Origin of the sequence: Cellvibrio sp. PSBB023, from assembly GCF_002007605.1 — a bacterium.
Classification (GTDB): Bacteria; Pseudomonadota; Gammaproteobacteria; order Pseudomonadales; family Cellvibrionaceae; genus Cellvibrio.
The window spans coordinates 862,170-879,007 of sequence record NZ_CP019799.1 but is presented as its reverse complement, the minus strand read 5'-3'; the positions used below and the strand labels follow the sequence as shown (position 1 = coordinate 879,007).

The window sequence follows — 16,838 nt, the reverse complement described above, 5'->3', positions numbered from 1 at the left end:
TCACTATCAATGATTAAACAGATTCACGGCGCCATTGAGTAGTGCCATCTTTTGAGTCTTCCAATGTCACACCGGCATCCAATAACAGCTTACGAATCTCATCCGCACGCGCGTACTGTTTGTCCTTTTTGGCCTGAATACGCTCCGCAATCAAACGCTCAACTTCATCAGCCTCAATTTGGTCATTACCGCCAGATTGCAAAAATACCGCAGGATTTTCCTGCAAAATCCCCAGTATCAAACCAAAGGCTTTTAACAGAGCAGCCAGCGATTCCGCCTGTGCAGGGTTCGTTTTACTGGCATTGTTTAAATCGCGAACCAAGTCATACATACCAGCAAGCGCAACACGGGTATTGAAGTCATCGTTCATGGCATCCACAAATGCCTTGTAATAGTTTGTATCGCTTACTTCAGCCAAATTGGCAGGAGCGACGTGGGCATAATCACGCAGTGCGCCATAAAAACGCTCAAGGCCTGACCGCGCCTCAATCAAGTTATCTTCGGCGTAATTAATCGGGCTGCGGTAATGGCTGCTCACCAATAAAAAGCGAACCACTTCCGGATGATATTTTTCCAACACATCACGAATGGTAAAAAAGTTACCGAGCGACTTCGACATCTTCTCACCATCTACGCGCACAGCACCGGCATGCATCCAATAGTTGACATACTTGCAACCATTAGCTGCCTCACTCTGGGCAATTTCATTTTCATGATGCGGAAAAGGTAAATCAGGGCCGCCGCCATGAATATCGAATGTTTCACCGCAGCAGTTTTTGCTCATGGCAGAGCATTCAATATGCCAACCAGGGCGACCATTACCCCAAGGTGATTTCCATGCTGGCTCTCCGGCCTTAGCCGCTTTCCAAAGCACAAAGTCGCGCGGATCTTCTTTTACTTCATCGACCTCAATGCGCGCGCCAACCAATAGTTCATCAACATTTTTGTTGGTGAGTTTGCCGTAATCGGCAAAGCGGGTAACGCGGTAATACACATCACCATTGTTCGCAGCATAAGCAAAACCTTTGTCGATCAGGGTTTTGTTCATGTCCACGATTTGATCGATATAAGCCGTTGCACGTGGTTCAATATCCGGGCGCGCAATACCCAAGCGTGCTTCGTCTTCGTGCATGTAATCAATAAAACGAGCGGTCAGTGAATCAAACGGCTCGCCGTTTTCATTGGCACGCTTAATAATTTTGTCATCAATATCCGTAATGTTGCGCACGTAGGTAACATCCCACCCTTGGCTGCGCAGGAATTTGGTTATTACATCAAACGCAACCAATACCCGCGCATGACCTATGTGGCAATAGTCATAAACTGTAATGCCACAGACATACATGGAAATTTTACCGGGATGAATCGGTTTAAAAATTTCTTTTTGACGCGTGAGTGTGTTGTAGATCTGCAGCATGTTATTCCTGATCTTCTGTTTTGCCGAAGCTGTCTTTTAAACTGATGGTGCGATTGAATACCGGTTTTTCTGCAGTGCTGTATTTACTATCCAGACAGAAATAACCCTGACGCTCGAACTGGTAACTATTGCCAACTTGCGCAGTTGTCAAACTGACTTCTGCCTTGCAACCTTGCAAAATCTCCAAACTATCCGGATTGATAACATCGAGGAAATTTTTACCGCCAGCATCAGGCGCTTCATCGGTAAATAAACGGCTGTACAAACGCACTTCACAATCAAGATTGTTAGTTGCTGACACCCAGTGAATAACACCTTTAGGTTTGACACCATCGGCAGGATCTTTCCCCAAGGTGCCCTCGATAATACGCGCGCGCACTTCGATAATATTGCCGTCGGCATCTTTGATGGCTTCATCTGCCTCAATCACATAAGCACCGCGCAAACGAACACGCTTACCGGTTACCAAACGTTTGTATTTCTTGTTCGCTTCTTCGCGAAAATCTTCCTGCTCAATAAATACCGTTTGCGTAAACGGAATGGTGCGATCACCCAAATCATCACGATTGGGATGATTGTGTACGGTTAAGGTTTCAACTTGCTCCGCAGGATAATTTGTAAGCGTTACTTTTAACGGCTTTAACACGCACATAGCACGGGGCGCATTCTTATCCAAATCATCGCGCACACAGAATTCCAACACACCTACATCGACAATCCCATCCGAGCGGGTGACGCCAATACGCTCACAAAAGTCACGCAAGGCAGCGGGTGTAAAACCACGGCGACGCATACCGGAAATGGTAGGCATACGCGGGTCGTTCCAGCCATCAACATGGTTCTCATCAACCAATTGTTTTAACTTGCGCTTGCTGGTCACCGAATAATTAATATTCAGCCGGGCAAATTCATATTGGCGCGGAACCGCTGGCACCGGTAAATGCTGGATAAACCAATCGTAAAGGGGTTTATGATCTTCAAACTCCAAGGTACAAATGGAATGAGTAATCCCTTCAATGGCATCACTTTGCCCATGCGCAAAATCATAAGAGGGATAGATACACCATTTGTCACCGGTTTGATGGTGATGCGCTTTTTTAATGCGATAGATAATCGGGTCACGCAAATTAATATTGGGCGATGACATATCGATTTTGGCGCGCAAAGAGCAAGCACCTTCATTGAATTCACCTGCACGCATCTTTTCAAACAATGCCAGGTTTTCTTCCACACTGCGCTCGCGAAATGGACTGTTTTTCCCCGGTTCAGTCAGGGTTCCACGGTATTCGCGCATTTGCTCTGCGGTTAAATCGCACACAAAGGCCAAACCATTGTTGATCAGATGGATGGCCCATGCATAAAGTTGGTCAAAATAGTCGGAGGTGTAACGTACGGCTCCATCCCATTTAAAGCCAAGCCACTCAACATCGGCCTTGATGGAGTTTACAAACTCTTCGCTTTCTTTTTCCGGGTTGGTATCGTCAAAACGCAAATTGCACGCACCGCCAAACTCTTCTGCCATACCAAAATTCAGGCAGATAGACTTGGCATGGCCTATGTGCAAATAACCATTAGGCTCCGGTGGAAAACGGGTAACAATTTTATTGTGTACACCCTGCTCCAAATCTTTGCGAATAATCTGTTGGATAAAGTGCAAAGGTTTGGTTTTAACCTCTGTCGTGCTCGCGTCGCTGGCATTAGCCGATGAATGATTGCTGCTCATGGAATAACAAATCCGTTAGGGTGAGATCGTAAATCAGGGATTGGGATATCCGGGGTTTCACAGCCCAAAAATGGGGCTGAATGATGTTGGATGCATTGTACTGGCTCAACCGTATTTTTCATACCGCGCGAATAGAGGCCTGCGTCCAGGGAAAACATGGTCATTTTGCAGGCGGCGGGGCAGAACGATAATCGCTACTCCGATTAAGCTGATAACGGCGCACGGCTTGATTGTGCTGCGCCAGTGTTTCAGAAAACTCGCTGGTACCATCCCCTTTGGCTACAAAATATAACGCTTTGCCCGGTGCAGGATTTAATGCGGCGCGTATCGATGCAGCACTGGGCAGGGAGATAGGCGTTGGCGGCAAGCCTTGAATCACATAGGTGTTGTAATCGGTAGCCTCTTCCAAATCAGCGCGACGAATACGCCCTTGATAACGCTCTCCCATACCATAAATAACTGTGGGGTCGGTTTGCAATTTCATGCCCTGCTGCAAACGACGTACGAATACGCCAGCAATCTGATCCCGCTCACTGTGATGCCCCGTTTCACGCTCAATAATAGAAGCCATGATCAAGGCCTCGTAACTCGATTTATAAGGTAAATCAGGTGCGCGCTTTTCCCATTCAGCATTCAACAGTGACAGCATTTTCTGATAGGCACCCTGCACTATTTCGACATCGCTCGTATTGCGACTGAAACTGTAGGTGTCGGGAAAAATCCAGCCCTCCAATTGGGTCACTGGAATATTTAATAACGCAATCTGCTCCTGCTCGGTTTTACCGGCTAATTGCAGTTTGACTGCATCCACCTTGGCCAACGCATTGAGTGCCTGCTTGTAAGTCCAGCCTTCGACAAAGGTAACTTGATAGAGAACCACATCGCCTTTAGCCAATTTATCCAGCAACATTTCAGGTGTAGTTCCCTGCGGGAAGAAATATTCGCCCGCATGCACCTTATTAAGCTCGGTCAAGCGCGCATAAAGACGCAACAACCGCGGATGCTGAATCACCTGATCGCGCCCGAGGGCATAAGCCAAATGCCCCAAGGATTGACCGGCCTTCAATTCGTATCGATACCCCTGCTCAGAGATAGCCAGTGGCGTAGTCAGCCACTTTTGTACATAAATCCAGGCAAAAGTAGCCGACATTAAGCCTGCAAGATAGATAAAGGCCGCAAAGCCCAAGAGTTTCATAGCCAGGGAGATTTTTTTTGTCATATTCAGAAATTCATCAATCAACAAGCGCGAAGGATTGTTCCAGCAAGCTCTGTATTTGGTGGGTGATAGGAGGCTGCCCAAAACTGGCCAGCAAGGATGAGTTTGTGCCATCGACTATACGATTCACCGGCCATATACCGTAGACGCTATTACACAAAAATAATTCGTCCGCGCGACACACAAAATCAAGAGTCATCGCCACTACCCCAACACTCAGCGACAAACTCGGAGCCAGGCGTTCTATCAGGTTGCGCCGCATAATGCCCGCTACCCCACAAAGAGACAGATCGGGCGTGTACAACTGCCCGTTTTTAACCACAAACAGGTTGCTTACCGTTGCCTCAATCACGTGACCAGACTCATCCATCAACAAACCTTCTGCATACTCATCTTGCCACTCGGCGCGAGCCAGTATTTGCTCCAGACGATTTAAATGCTTCATACCCGCCAGGGTTTTATTGGCCGCAAGCCGCTGAGTGCATACACGGACATCAACACCCTTTAAAAAGTTTGCCGAGCACAATGACTCCGCCGGAAAAACACCTACACAGTAGGTTGGGGTTATCTCTGGCGGAACACGATATCCTCGCCCACCAATACCGCGAGTTACCTGGATCTTTACCACTGCAGCATTAATCCCCGATGAACGTACTTCATCAAGCAAGGGCTTTAGATAAGCCATGAGAAGCGATTCATCCAGTGGAATCCCCAAACGCGATGCACTACCCAACAAACGGTCGCGATGAAGCGCCCACAAGGGGATTTCGCCCGACTGGTAGCGGCAAGTTTCAAAAATTCCATCACCATAGGTAAAGCCTCGATCCAGGGGCGAAATAGCCGCATCGAGAACACCGTTAACGCTAATCAGGGGAAGTTTTATTGGCATAGGGAGCAGTCTATACAAAAACGCCGGACTGTCTCCAGCCCGGCGTCATTTTTTGCAACATCGCTGCGAACGAAAAGCAGCGTAATTACAACTTGCGGAAAATCAGAGAGCCATTGGTGCCACCAAAACCAAAGGAATTGGACAACACTGCATCAATTTTGCGCTCTTGGGCGGTGTGGGGAACCAAGTTGAGATCCGCACAGGACTCTTCCGGATTATCCAGGTTGATTGTTGGCGGCGCCACCTGATCGCGAATCGCAAGTACACTGAAAATCGCCTCGACCGCACCCGCCGCACCCAGCAAATGACCAATCATCGACTTGGTCGAACTCACTGCGACCTGGGCAGATGCCGCCCCCATGACGGATTTGACCGCTGCACACTCAGCTTTATCGCCCGCCGGCGTTGATGTGCCATGGGCATTGATGTAGTTAATCAACTCCGGGGAAATGCCTGCATCCAAAATCGCATTGCGCATGGACGCCGCTGCACCAGAGCCATCTTCCGGCGGTGAAGTCATATGATAAGCATCGCCACTCATACCAAAGCCAATCAGCTCGGCATATATCTTTGCACCACGCTTTTTAGCGTGCTCATATTCTTCAAGAACCAATACGCCAGCACCGTCGCCCAGCACAAAACCATCGCGGTCTTTATCCCAAGGACGACTGGCTGCTTGTGGGTTGTCATTGCGGGTAGACAAGGCGCGCGCTGCTGCAAATCCGCCCAAGCCTAACGGAGTTGTCGCCATTTCAGCACCACCAGCCACCATAACATCGGCGTCACCATACTGAATCATGCGCGCTGCAAAACCGATACTGTGGGTACCTGTAGTACAGGCGGTGGTAATGGCGATATTAGGCCCACGTAAGCCATACATAATCGACAAATTACCGGAGATCATATTAATAATTGCGCTGGGCACAAAGAATGGAGAAATACGACGCGGCCCTTTGTGCTCAAGGGTAGCGGAACCTTCTTCAATAGTACCTATGCCACCGATACCCGATCCGATAGAAACCCCGATACGGCCCGCATTCGACTCATTAATCTCCAAACCGGAATCGCGAATCGCCTGAATGCCAGCAACCATACCGTACTGGATAAATGGATCCATTTTGCGCGCTTCTTTTCCGGGGAAATAATCATCCACCACTAAATTTTTAACTGATGCACTGAACTGCGTAGTAAACGCAGAGGCATCAAAGTGAGAGATAGTGGCTACACCACTCTTACCATTAACAATGCCATGCCAGGTATCTGCAACGGTGTTACCCAAGGAACTGATCATACCCAAGCCAGTGACTACAACTCTTTTACGTGACACCTTGCGGTTCTCCTGCATGGCACAGCCCAGCCATCACCGTAACACAGTGATCTTGATGCCTGTTGCTGTGAGTAATCTTGATTATTCATCTGCTAGCATCGAGCAAATGAACACGGAATGACAAAAAGAAAAAGCCGTACTATTTTGCAATAATACGGCTTTTCTAAAACAGAAATCAGCTGACAGTCAAATTACACCAAATTGGCGAATTACGCCAAGTTGGCATTGATGTAGTCAATAGCCAATTGAACGGTAGTGATTTTCTCAGCTTCTTCATCAGGGATTTCAGTTTCGAATTCTTCTTCGAGAGCCATTACCAACTCTACGGTATCCAAAGAATCAGCGCCCAGATCTTCGACGAAAGAAGCTTCGTTTTTAACTTCTTCTTCTTTCACACCCAGTTGCTCAGCAACGATCTTTTTTACGCGTTCTTCAATGCTACTCATGATGTTATGTAACTCCTAGTGGTTATGTATTCGAAACACCTGACAATTCAAACCAAACTGACTGAGTCTGGTGTTCCGCTCAAAATCGTCGCGCATTTTACATCGATTTTAAGATTGTTGTAATGCCAAGTGCTAAATTTCTTTGAAAATTAGAACATAACCCTTTAAAAACAAAAGGTTACGCTCAAAAAATTACGACATATACATGCCGCCATTGACATGAATTGTCTCTCCGCTGATGTATCCACCCGCATCACTTGCCAGGAAAACAACTACGGAAGCAATCTCCTCAGGTGCACCAAGGCGCCCTAAGGGAATACGAGACAATAACTGCTGTTTTTGCTCTTCAGGCAGCACTTTGGTCATATCCGTATCAATAAAGCCCGGTGCCACGGTATTAACCGTGATGTTCCGCGATCCAACTTCAGCCGCCAGAGAGCGCGCAAAACCAGACACACCCGCCTTGGTTGCCGCATAATTGGATTGCCCCGGGTTCCCCATAGCGCCCACCACGGAACTTATATTAATGATGCGTCCCCAGCGCGCCTTCATCATGCCGCGCAATACACCTTTGCTCAGGCGATAAATAGAACTCAGATTGGTATTGATCACATCAAACCACTCTTCGTCACTCATCCGCATCAACAAATTATCTTTAGTAATACCGGCATTATTAACCAAAATAGCAGGAGCACCGAATTCATCACCTACGTCTTTCAACAAGGAGGCAACCGATTCCGCATCAGTCACATTCAACACCTTACCTGCACCACGAATTCCCAACTCAGCAAATCGGGCGGTAATTTTTTCAGCACCTGAGGCACTGGTTGCAGTACCAATAACAACGGCACCAGCCTTACCCAACTGCTCAGCGATGGCAGCACCAATCCCTCGACTCGCGCCTGTAACCAATGCAACCTTATCATTTAAATTCATAATCATGTATTCCTGAAAAAATGCGTTTAAATTAGTCAATAAAAATGATTACACGATTGCCAATGCGGCATTCAACTCGTCAGGCTTTTCGACAGAGATTGTATTGAGCTCTGCATTGATACGCTTATTCAAGCCAGACAGCACCTTACCAGGACCGCACTCCAGCGTTAAAGAAACTCCTTTCGTTGCAAGGGTGTTAACACACTCAACCCAACGAACTGGGCTAAAGATTTGCTCAATCATTAAGGCCTTAATTTTTTCCGGATTCATTTCAACATCTGCAGTTACATTATGAACAACAGGAATATTAGGCACAGCAAAACTGGTCGCTGCAATTTGCTCCGCCAAACGCTCCGCAGCAGGACGCATTAATTCTGTATGGAATGGCGCACTGACAGGCAAGGGCAACGCACGCTTTGCACCAGCGTCTTTACACAAAGCACTCGCACGCTCAACAGCAGCAGCTGCACCCGCAATCACCACCTGGCCAGGTGAGTTGAAATTTACAGCAGAGACCACTTCACCCTGCTCTGCTTTTTTACACGCCTCTATAATAAGCGCGTCATCCAATCCAATAATGGCTGCCATGGCACCCTGCCCAGCAGGGACAGCTTCCTGCATAAATTTGCCGCGCTGTTGCACCAATTTAACCGCATCCTGAAAGGCAACAACACCCGCACACACCAGAGCGGACCATTCACCCAAACTATGCCCCGCCATCAATGCTGGCTGAGCCCCCTGCTTTTGCTGCCAAACACGGTAAACAGCAACACTTGCTGTCAAGAGCAAAGGTTGGGTACGCTCTGTTAAATTAATTTCTTCTTGTGCGCCAGTCTGTACCAGTGCCCACAAATCATATCCCAGCACATCAGAAGCTTCGGCAAATGTCTGCTGCACAACAGGAAACTCTGCCGCCAGCTCAGCTAACATACCAATTTTTTGGGATCCTTGACCCGGGAATACAAAAGCAAGATGTTGAGTAGTCATAGTAATTAATACGTCTCTTTTATCACTAGTAATTAATAAGATTGAAATTCTTTCTGAATCAATGCAGGTACCTTCTGCACTACTTGCTCGCGAGCCACAATTAATGCATGCAAAAATGCATTTACATTGGCATTGCCATGACTTTTGATGACAGTTTTTTGCAACCCCAAAAGACTGGCACCGTTATAAGAAGAGGGATCGAGCTCTTGTCGCAGTTGCCGCAACAATGGATACGCAAGAACGGATAAGACTTTATTCAGCGTATTTTTTCGCGCAGTTTTTATAATTTTTTTCTGAATGAAGCGCGCAACGCCCTCGCTGGCTTTGAGTGCAATATTGCCATGAAAACCATCGCAGACAATAACATCTGCCGCACCTGAAAAAATAGCATTTGCCTCAACGAACCCGGTGCAGTTAATACCAGAGTCTTCCGCAATCAACTGCCGCGCAAGTTGTAGCACCTCCGTTCCCTTTTGCTCCTCGGCACCAATATTCAACAAGGCAACGCGAGGCGATAAAAGACCGGTCGACTTAGCTAATACATTCCCCATTTTGGCAAACTGATACAACTGCTCCGCAGTGCAATTAATATTAGCTCCCAAATCCAACATATAGGTAAAACCGACATCCACCGGCATGGATTTGCAGATGGCAGGACGATTAACTCCGGGAAACGTTTTAACCAGAAACCGCGCGATCGCAAGCAATGCTCCGGTATTACCTGCACTGACACAAGCATCCACAGCACCGGAACGCAGCTGATCTAACGCCACCCACATTGATGAGTTTTTCTTGTGTCGCATCGCCAGCAATGGATCATCGCCCATAGCAATAACATCAGCGGCATGATGCACTGACACGCGTGTATGACGGAAATTATCTTTTAAAAGCAGGGGAAGCAGCTTGGATTCATCACCAACAAGCAGCAAATCTACATCAGGGTAGCGGCCCACAAAAATTTGTGCCGCAGAAATAGCAACGCGGGGACCTAAGTCCCCGCTCATAGCGTCAACCGCTATTCGAATTCTTGCCGACAAGGTGCAGTCGTCTTGAGTAATAAATTACTCGTTGCTGCCTTTGTCAATCACTTTACGGCCGCGATAGAAACCATCAGCAGTCACGTGGTGACGCAGGTGCTTCTCACCGCTGGTAGCGTCGACTGACAGGGTTGGGCCAGTCAGGGCATCGTGTGAACGACGCATGTCACGCTTTGAACGAGATTTTTTGTTTTGTTGAACTGCCATGGTTTGCTCCTATTTACTTACTCGTTGGAACCGAGGCGCCTCAAGATTTCGGCGAGCTCTTTAGTTGTTCCAACACCTGAAATGGGTTTTTCTCTCTTTTTACTTCTACAGGCTTACCGCTTGAATACAGCTTGCTATCGATACAAGGCTCTTCATGGTAAGCAACTGCAGGTAAACTTAATAACAGCTCTTCTTCGATCATATCGTAGAGATCTGCCATGCCCTCTCCCGCAATCCAGGGTTCAAAGTGTGGCGGTAGCTTTGCTGCTGCCTCTTCGTCCCAGACAATTCCAAGAGAGATGTCACTTTCAACAGGCACCGTTACTGGCTCCAAGCAACGCTGACAAATCAAAACCATGTCAGCGTGAGCGTGTCCAACAACAACCCTTTTCCCCTCTTCACTGAGTTTGAATTCAAGCTTAACTTGAATCTCACCCTTGTTACTTTCAGTCGCCTCAACAATACGAGGAAGCTCAGAAGTAAGGATAAACCCCTCCAAAGAAACACCTTGCTGGGCGAATTTTCGGGGGTCTGCTTGCCGAGGCAAAGCCTTGTGAGAAGTGGTCTTAAACATAAGCGCGCCATCATAGGGATATCACTATCCACTGTCAAAGAAAAACTGGAAAAATAGCGCTATTTAGTGGCTTAGAGGTAAGATTGCCCCTCTATTTTGCGTTTACCCACCCAAACAAAGCAGAGCCCCCATGCCACCATTACAGATCCTGCTCGCCTCCAGCTCCATTTATCGCCGCCAGCTGCTGCAAAAACTGGGGGTAAGCTTTGAAAGCGCATCCCCCGATATTGACGAAGCAGCGTTGCCCGGCGAAACCGCCAGACAACTGGTTATGCGCCTCGCACAAGCAAAAGCCAACAAGCTCGCACAAACCCACAAACACCACCTGATTATTGGCTCAGACCAGGTTGCCACCTACGAAAACAATATTTTGGGAAAGCCACAGAATCATGATGCCGCTATTGGACAACTGGAGCAGTTTTCAGGCCGCCAGATTACCTTTCTCACCAGCCTGTGCCTCCTGAATAGCCAGGAGGCACAGTGCCAGCTCAGCGTTGAAAGCTGTACAGTGAAATTCAGAACCCTCAGCAAAAGCCAAATCGAAAGCTACCTAACCAAAGAGCAGCCCTATGACTGCGCAGGCAGTTTCAAATCCGAAGGCCTTGGAATTGCACTGTTCGAGTCCATTCACACCGACGACCCCAACATTCTGATTGGCCTGCCACTAATCCGACTGACCGACATGCTTATAAAGGAAGGAGTAGACCCACTCACTTACGCACCTAACCGCTCCCACAATAGCAACTGATCAAAACGGTCAACACACAGCTCAGGCTCATAAGGATGGAGCCGATCTATATGATGAGCACCATAACTCACAGCAATGCGGGGCATTTTAATGCGTCTGGCCATATCCATATCGTACTCAGTATCACCAATCATCACAGCATCAGCAGCAGAAACCTGAAACTCACCCAATAACTGCGAGAGCATCAATGGATCAGGCTTCGATGCCGTTTCATCTGCACACCGGGTGGCATGAAAGAAATCGCTCAAACCAAGCACCCCGAAGATACGATCCAACCCTTTTCGGCTTTTGCCCGTTGCCACCGTTAATGTATGCCCTGCATCTTTTAGCTGATGCAAGGTATTCATTACCCCAGGGAAAAACTCGGACGGCTTCAGCTCATCCAGTGCCAGAAAGCGAGCAGCATAGGCATCTCGCAATTTTTGACGGCCAGAGGCATCAATTTCGGGATACAAACGATGAATAGCCTCAGGCAAACCCAATCCGATAATATTGTGGATCACGCTATCCGCTAAGGGCTCCCAGCCAAGATCCTGAGCAGCCAACTGCATTGCCTTGGTGATTTTGCCCATGGAATCACTCAAGGTACCATCCCAATCAAATATAAATAGCACAGCCTATTACCACCCAATCATTCAACAACACGCAATCGCCCCAAGGGAGCCGCCAGATCCAGAGGTAAAGGCGCCTCAACCCTGGTTAACTTATCAGACTCAGGAAGGTAAAAAGCCAGCGCAGAGGCATGCAAAAACAAACGCTTAATACCCAGCTCACGCATGGATGCATTAATTTGATCATCGCCATACTTTTCATCCCCCACCAAACTGTGCCCCGCATATTGAGCATGCACACGAATTTGATGAGTTCTGCCAGTAATAGGGCGCGCCTCTATAAGACTCAGCCCATCAAACCGACGCAACAACTTAAACTCGGTCAAACTGGGCTTACCCTCCGGGTGAACCTTTACAATCCGCTCACCACCAGCAACCTCCATTTTTAACAGCGGCGCATTAACCCGATGGCAGCGCTTTGACCACTCACCCATAACCAATGCCTGATACACCTTTTGAATACCACCAGCACCAGCCGACTTTTCACGCAATGCAGCTTGAAGATGGCGCAGATAACTCCGCTTTTTCGCCACCATAATGCATCCCGATGTATCACGATCAAGCCGATGCACCAATTCAAGATGACGGGCATCCGGGCGCATTTGGCGCAACGTCTCTATCAACCCAAGTGTAATGCCACTACCACCGTGCACAGCAAGTCCTGGCGGCTTATTAACAACCAACAATCCATCATCCTCAAAAAGGATGGAATCTGCCAGCAATGCCATCATCTGATGACTGGCCTTTGCCACAGTACCTGCCTCGGCAGTGCGAATGGGCGGAATCCGCACGGAATCGCCCGCCATCAGCTTGTATTCGGGTTTTATCCTCCCTTTATTGACCCTAACCTCCCCCTTTCGAATGACATTGTAAATCTTCGAGCGAGGAACACCTTTCAAGCGAGCAATAAGAAAGTTATCCAGCCGCTGTCCAGCCTGGTCAGAATCAATTTCAACAATAGAAACCTCGATCTGAGACGAGCCTTCGTTAGTTTGTGCAATCGTTTTTTCGTGTTTTTTCATGCGACCATGATACTCGAAGACGCAAAACAACCCAAACCACAAGACACCTAAAATCACCTAACACACTGATTTAATTGCCGCCCACAAACAGAGCTGCTATAGTCAAGCGGCTGATACAGGCTGGTTTCCGGGTAGCGCGCAACACTAGGCGCATCAATAGGAAATACCGCTGACAGCAAGGGAGCCTGTTTTTGAGGCATCGAAACAAACACAAGTGCAACTCCCTTATTGAAACTAAACAACGGCAACTATCGAGAACACTCGACATTTGCCTTTAACAACTGCGTCAACTGATGTTGAACTCATTGTTAACAGTTTTTTGTTTTGCTGAACTCAAGCAAGTTCTATTTGCAAATTCCGGATAGTGAGCATAATGAAGCCCCCTATCCGAAGTCAGGGTTAAAGGTTACCGATCATCAAAGCGCGGCCCACAAGGCCTTACGCTGATACAAGCAACAGCCGCGAGGATTCTTCTCCCCCTGAGCTTGATCAAGCTGGATTAACGCGCGAGTAACCCAGTCACATCGGATGGAAACCGTCTCGACTGATACCTCAAATAGGAAAGCCGGATAGTGCCGGCAACTATGAATGAGCCAAATGGGCCAACTGGTCAATTAATGCTTGCGTGGCCGCTGCAAAGCGATATGCCGCAAAGCCGACAGGTAAACCCCTCCAACCGCTAGCGCGAGCCGGATATTCAGGTAGCGAGCTAGTCCATCAGGTTGCGCAGAACATTATTTTGTTAACCATGATTGTCATGTCAGCCTCACGCCACAGACAATTAGGTAACACATGAAAAGAATGCTTATCAATGCAACTCAACCCGAAGAGTTGCGTGTAGCACTGGTCGATGGACAATGGCTTTACGATTTGGATATTGAAAACCGCAATCGTGAACAAAAGAAGTCCAACATTTATAAAGGCCGCATTACCCGCGTAGAACCAAGCCTCGAAGCAGCATTTGTTGACTACGGCGCAGAGCGCCACGGCTTCCTGCCACTCAAAGAAATATCCCGCGAATACTTCACCAAAAACTCTGGCGATTCAGACGGCCGCATCAAGATTAAAGACGTACTGAAAGAAGGCACCGAAGTCATCGTTCAAATCGATAAAGAAGAACGCGGCAACAAAGGCGCAGCACTGACCACCTTTATCAGCCTTGCAGGCCGCTATCTGGTCTTAATGCCCAATAACCCTCGGGCAGGCGGCATCTCCCGCCGTATTGAAGGGGAAGACCGCGCCGAATTAAAAGATGCACTTGGCGAAGTAGAAGTCCCCAACGGCATGGGTGTAATTATCCGCACTGCAGGCGTGGGCCGCAGCTCTGAAGAACTGCAATGGGACCTTAACTACCTGCTGCAACTGTGGGAATCCATTGCAACAGCCGCAAAAACATCACCCGCGCCCGCATTTCTGTTCCAGGAAAGCAACGTTATTATTCGCGCAATCCGCGACTATCTGCGCCAGGACGTGGGCGAAGTGATTGTCGACAACAAAGAAGCTTTTGATTTGGCGGCAGGCTTTATCCAGCAAGTAATGCCTAACTACCGCAGTAAAGTAAAGCTGTATCAGGACGACATCCCCCTGTTTAACCGCTACCAGATTGAATCCCAAATTGAGACAGCCTTCCAACGCGAAGTTAAATTGCCATCTGGAGGCTCAATTGTTATCGATGCCACAGAAGCACTGGTTGCGATTGACATCAACTCTTCTCGCGCCACAAAAGGCGGCGATATCGAAGAAACCGCCCTGCAAACCAACCTGGAAGCAGCTGACGAGATTGCCCGCCAGTTGCGCTTGCGCGACATGGGCGGCCTGATTGTTATCGACTTCATCGACATGCAACCTGTACGCAATCAACGCGAAGTAGAGAACCGTGTACGCGATGCGCTCATGATGGATCGTGCTCGCGTGCAAATTGGCCGCATTTCACGCTTCGGCCTGATGGAAATGTCGCGCCAACGCCTCCGCCCCTCTTTGGGCGAAACCCACTCCAAAATCTGCCCACGCTGTGATGGCGTAGGTAGCATCCGCGGCACACGCTCTTTGGCACTATCAATCCTCCGCCTGGTTGAAGACGAAGCCCAAAAAGAGCGCAGCGCAGAAATTCGCGCAATTTGTCCAGTATCTGTAGCTACCTACCTGCTGAATGAAAAACGCAAAACCATTTCAAGCATTGAATCTCGCAACAACACTCGCGTAGTCATTGTACCCAGCGCAGAGCTTATGACCCCTCACTTTGAGGTTCAACGCTTGCGTGACGACGATGAAGGCACACTGGAAACCAGCTACAAAATCGTAGCGCACACCGATGAAGCCAAATCAGACGAAGAAGATTTCAAAGCAAAACCGATTAATGCACCCAAGCCATTGGTGCAACCCAGCAGCCCAAGCCAGCCAGCACCAGAGCCCGTCAAAAAGCCTGGACTCTTGTCACGCCTGATTGGGTCCATCAGCAGCATTTTCAGCGGTGAAAAAAGCGAAGAGAACAAAGGCAAGCGCGAACACAAACGCGATAGCCGCCGCAACTCTGGACGCAACAACCGTCGCGATGGCCGCAATAATCGCCGCGATAAGGATCGCAAAGAAGATCGCGAGATCCTTGATAATCTGGAACACCGCGCTGCAGGAGAGGTGAAATCAGGTCGTGAACAAGATAAGCGCGAGAACACCAGAGATGCCGAAAAACGCGAAGCCACAACCCGTGACAATAATGAGCAGCGCCGTTCACGCAACAACCGTGATCAGCAACGCGATAACACACGTGACGTGCAAGTGGGTGATGAAGAACAGCGTCAGCCACGCAACCGCAATCAACGCCCTGAACGCGACAATCGCCGCCCACAAGTGCGCGAGGAAGCTGTGATCGCTAGTGAAAACCTGCCTCTAGACAACCAGGAGACTGCTGATGAAAGCGATGAGCAAAGACCATCCAAGCGCCCAGCAGGACGTCGCACACGCTCTCAACAGCGCCGCCGCTCACGCACCCAGGAAGCCGAAAACACACCCGTGAGCACTGACGCGGAAGAAAATCAACAAAGCGAACCCAAAGTGCTGAGCGAATCAGCTCAGTTGGCACAGCAAATCTCTGCCGCCATTGCTGAACACGCACAACACTCTCAACCAAAAGCCTATGTGATTGACACTGAAGTTATTGCATCAGCTGATATAAATGAGAGCAGTGAAACCAGCAGCCCCCATACAGAACCAGAGCAACCGGTTATTGCTACAGAAGCAGCAACTGTAGAAGCACGCAACACCGAGATCATTGCACCAGCCACCGCCCCTCAACTAAAGATCAGTGAGCCGGAAGTGGCCACTACAATAGAGACTACGGAAGCAATTGATGCTCCCGTAGAACAAGAGGTAACTGCACGCAATGATGCCAACGCAAGCCACACAGAAACGGTGATTGCAACAACCGAAGAAAGTACCGCACCGACTCGCGCAAGCAACGATCCACGCAAAGCGCCAAAGCCGGTAGCCAATGTCAGCATCATTACTGAGACCATTGAAGCCCCAATTTCTGCCGCACTGGACACAAGCCTGCCACCGAGCGTTGATCACAATCCTCGCCCATTAAGCAGACCGTCGAATGATCCGCGACTGAACAAGCGCAGCCATTCAGAACAGCAATAATCTCTCCACAGCACACAGAGAGCCGAATTGGAAACGATTCGGCTTTTTTGTGAGCAAAT

Annotated in this window: 15 protein-coding genes; 2 read left to right on the top strand and 13 right to left on the bottom strand. The window is 48.6% G+C overall.

All coding sequences use genetic code 11. The features are described 5' to 3' along the window. Positions 1-13: 13 nt before the first annotated feature. The 11 genes from cysS to B0D95_RS03905 form a co-directional block, all read right to left on the bottom strand. Positions 14-1,417, bottom strand: coding sequence for a cysteine--tRNA ligase (gene cysS, locus B0D95_RS03955; protein WP_078042685.1), 1,404 nt, complete (start codon positions 1,415-1,417; stop codon positions 14-16). A 1-nt stretch (position 1,418) separates the two neighbouring features. Then, entirely contained in the window at positions 1,419-3,140 is a 1,722-nt protein-coding gene (locus B0D95_RS03950; RefSeq protein ID WP_078042684.1) for a glutamine--tRNA ligase/YqeY domain fusion protein, read from the bottom strand. A gap of 160 nt (positions 3,141-3,300) precedes the next feature. Beyond that, positions 3,301-4,359 (bottom strand): endolytic transglycosylase MltG, encoded by a 1,059-nt coding sequence (mltG, locus tag B0D95_RS03945; RefSeq protein WP_246841718.1) that lies wholly within the window; start codon positions 4,357-4,359, stop codon positions 3,301-3,303. A gap of 13 nt (positions 4,360-4,372) precedes the next feature. Next, positions 4,373-5,245, bottom strand: a complete 873-nt coding sequence (gene pabC, locus B0D95_RS03940; protein ID WP_078045608.1) for an aminodeoxychorismate lyase — start codon at positions 5,243-5,245, stop codon at positions 4,373-4,375. A gap of 85 nt (positions 5,246-5,330) precedes the next feature. After that, positions 5,331-6,572 (bottom strand): beta-ketoacyl-ACP synthase II, encoded by a 1,242-nt coding sequence (gene fabF, locus B0D95_RS03935; RefSeq protein WP_210403677.1) that lies wholly within the window; start codon positions 6,570-6,572, stop codon positions 5,331-5,333. Between the two features lie 209 nt (positions 6,573-6,781). Next, positions 6,782-7,018, bottom strand: a complete 237-nt coding sequence (acpP, locus tag B0D95_RS03930) for an acyl carrier protein (protein ID WP_012487300.1) — start codon at positions 7,016-7,018, stop codon at positions 6,782-6,784. Between the two features lie 192 nt (positions 7,019-7,210). Next, positions 7,211-7,954, bottom strand: a complete 744-nt coding sequence (gene fabG, locus B0D95_RS03925) for a 3-oxoacyl-ACP reductase FabG (RefSeq protein WP_078042681.1) — start codon at positions 7,952-7,954, stop codon at positions 7,211-7,213. A 48-nt stretch (positions 7,955-8,002) separates the two neighbouring features. Next, on the bottom strand, positions 8,003-8,941 hold the full coding sequence (fabD, locus tag B0D95_RS03920; RefSeq protein ID WP_078042680.1) for an ACP S-malonyltransferase: 939 nt from the start codon (positions 8,939-8,941) through the stop codon (positions 8,003-8,005). A 32-nt stretch (positions 8,942-8,973) separates the two neighbouring features. Next, entirely contained in the window at positions 8,974-9,978 is a 1,005-nt protein-coding gene (gene plsX / locus B0D95_RS03915; RefSeq protein WP_078042679.1) for a phosphate acyltransferase PlsX, read from the bottom strand. Between the two features lie 24 nt (positions 9,979-10,002). After that, the gene (rpmF, locus tag B0D95_RS03910; RefSeq protein ID WP_078042678.1) at positions 10,003-10,185 is read right to left on the bottom strand and encodes a 50S ribosomal protein L32; all 183 of its coding nucleotides are present in this window, start codon (positions 10,183-10,185) and stop codon (positions 10,003-10,005) included. 40 nt (positions 10,186-10,225) lie between these two features. Next, positions 10,226-10,759, bottom strand: coding sequence for a YceD family protein (locus tag B0D95_RS03905; RefSeq protein ID WP_078042677.1), 534 nt, complete (start codon positions 10,757-10,759; stop codon positions 10,226-10,228). A 130-nt stretch (positions 10,760-10,889) separates the two neighbouring features. Between B0D95_RS03905 and B0D95_RS03900 the strand changes: the two genes are divergently transcribed. Beyond that, entirely contained in the window at positions 10,890-11,507 is a 618-nt protein-coding gene (locus B0D95_RS03900) for a nucleoside triphosphate pyrophosphatase (protein ID WP_078042676.1), read from the top strand. Here B0D95_RS03900 and B0D95_RS03895 read toward each other — a convergent pair. Together B0D95_RS03895 and rluC are read right to left on the bottom strand one after the other, a co-directional pair. After that, positions 11,474-12,121: an HAD-IA family hydrolase gene (locus B0D95_RS03895; protein ID WP_078042675.1), complete on the bottom strand. Its 648-nt coding sequence runs from the start codon at positions 12,119-12,121 to the stop codon at positions 11,474-11,476. The two genes, B0D95_RS03900 and B0D95_RS03895, sit on opposite strands and share 34 nt — an antisense overlap. A 17-nt stretch (positions 12,122-12,138) precedes the next feature. Further along, positions 12,139-13,140 carry a 23S rRNA pseudouridine(955/2504/2580) synthase RluC gene (rluC, locus tag B0D95_RS03890; RefSeq protein WP_078042674.1) on the bottom strand — a complete coding sequence of 334 codons (1,002 nt, stop codon included), beginning with the start codon at positions 13,138-13,140 and terminating at the stop codon, positions 12,139-12,141. A gap of 792 nt (positions 13,141-13,932) precedes the next feature. On the opposite strand from rluC, the gene rne reads away from it, so the two are divergent. Next, entirely contained in the window at positions 13,933-16,779 is a 2,847-nt protein-coding gene (gene rne / locus B0D95_RS03885) for a ribonuclease E (protein ID WP_078042673.1), read from the top strand. The last annotated feature ends 59 nt before the right edge of the window (positions 16,780-16,838 follow it).

Coding starts and splice junctions, on each gene's coding strand:
- cysS (WP_078042685.1), bottom strand. CDS start 1,417: ATGCTGCAGATCTACAACACACTCACGCGTCAAAAAGAAATTTTTAAA.
- B0D95_RS03950 (WP_078042684.1), bottom strand. CDS start 3,140: ATGAGCAGCAATCATTCATCGGCTAATGCCAGCGACGCGAGCACGACA.
- mltG (WP_246841718.1), bottom strand. CDS start 4,359: ATGACAAAAAAAATCTCCCTGGCTATGAAACTCTTGGGCTTTGCGGCC.
- pabC (WP_078045608.1), bottom strand. CDS start 5,245: ATGCCAATAAAACTTCCCCTGATTAGCGTTAACGGTGTTCTCGATGCG.
- acpP (WP_012487300.1), bottom strand. CDS start 7,018: ATGAGTAGCATTGAAGAACGCGTAAAAAAGATCGTTGCTGAGCAACTG.
- fabG (WP_078042681.1), bottom strand. CDS start 7,954: ATGAATTTAAATGATAAGGTTGCATTGGTTACAGGCGCGAGTCGAGGG.
- fabD (WP_078042680.1), bottom strand. CDS start 8,941: ATGACTACTCAACATCTTGCTTTTGTATTCCCGGGTCAAGGATCCCAA.
- rpmF (WP_078042678.1), bottom strand. CDS start 10,185: ATGGCAGTTCAACAAAACAAAAAATCTCGTTCAAAGCGTGACATGCGT.
- B0D95_RS03905 (WP_078042677.1), bottom strand. CDS start 10,759: ATGTTTAAGACCACTTCTCACAAGGCTTTGCCTCGGCAAGCAGACCCC.
- B0D95_RS03900 (WP_078042676.1), top strand. CDS start 10,890: ATGCCACCATTACAGATCCTGCTCGCCTCCAGCTCCATTTATCGCCGC.
- rluC (WP_078042674.1), bottom strand. CDS start 13,140: ATGAAAAAACACGAAAAAACGATTGCACAAACTAACGAAGGCTCGTCT.
- rne (WP_078042673.1), top strand. CDS start 13,933: ATGAAAAGAATGCTTATCAATGCAACTCAACCCGAAGAGTTGCGTGTA.